We start from the raw sequence: 1241 nt of genomic DNA on the forward strand, positions 1-1241 counted from the left end.
TGAACCGCCCCGTGTCAGGTAGAGACTCGATTCCGTGAAAGGATTGAGTCATGGCACGACCCTCCCGTTACCCGCTTGAGCTGCGCCGTCGCGCGGTGCGCATGGTCGCCGAAGTGCGCGACGACTACCCGAACGAGACGGCCGCCTTGCAGGCGGTCGCGGACAAGCTCGGCATCGGCTCCCGCGAGACTCTGCGGAACTGGGTGAAGCAGCAAGAGATCGACGCGGGGCAGCGTCCGGGGACGACGACGGAGGAGTCCGCCCAGCTCAAGGCGCTGAAGAAAGAGAACGCCGAGCTGAAGCGGGCGAACGAGATGCTGAAGGCCGCGGCGAGTTTCTTCGCGGCCGAGCTCGACCGGCCACACACGCGCTCGTAGCGTTCATCGACGAGCACCGGGACCGCTTCGGCGGGGTCGAGCCGATCTGCAGGATGCTCACCGCACACGACTGCAAGATCGCCCCTTCCACGTACTACGCCCACAAGAAACGCCTCCAAACGCCCTCCGCCCGTTCCGTGCGCGACGAGGAACTCAAGGAGCGGATCCAGGACGTCTACACATCCAACTACCGTGTTTACGGAGCCCGGAAGGTCTGGCGCGAGCTGAACCGGCAGGGACATGCGGTGGCCCGCTGCACCGTCGAGCGCCTGATGCGCGAGCTCGGGATCCAGGGCGCGGTGCGCGGCAAACGCGTCATCACCACGGTCCCCGGCGGACAGGTCCAGCGGGCCCCGATCTGGTCGACCGCGACTTCGCCACCGTCGCTCCGAACCGGTGCTGGGTTGCGGACTTCACCCACGTGAAGACCTGGTCCGCGACTGTCTATGTCGCGTTCGTCGTGGACACCTTCTCCCGCCGGATCGTCGGCTGGTCCGCGGCCACCGAGAAGGAGACCGTCTTCGTCCTGGACGCCCTGGAGATGGCCATCTGGCAACGCGACCGTGACCAACAGCCCGTTCAGCCAGGCGAGTTGATCCATCACTCCGACGCCGGGTCACAGTACACATCGTTCAAGCTCGCCGAGCACCTGGACGCCGCCGGCATCGCGGCGAGCATCGGCTCCGTCGGTGACGCGTACGACAACGCCCTGATGGAGTCCACGATCGGCCTGTTCAAAACCGAGTTGATCAAGCCCCAGCGGCCCCGGAAGACGCTCTCCCACGTCGAGTTGGCCACCGCCGAGTGGGTCGACTGGTACAACCACCGAAGACTCCACGGTGAGATAAGCCACGTTCCGCCCGT

The 1241-nt window shown here is 65.9% G+C and carries 1 pseudogene; it reads left to right on the forward strand.

From position 1 onward, the window contains the following. Positions 1 to 50 precede the first annotated feature (50 nt). Positions 51 to 1241 (forward strand): annotated as a pseudogene (locus ACYVMZ_RS39305) (IS3 family transposase); the annotation flags it as partial.

This window comes from Streptomyces deserti, assembly GCF_054782695.1.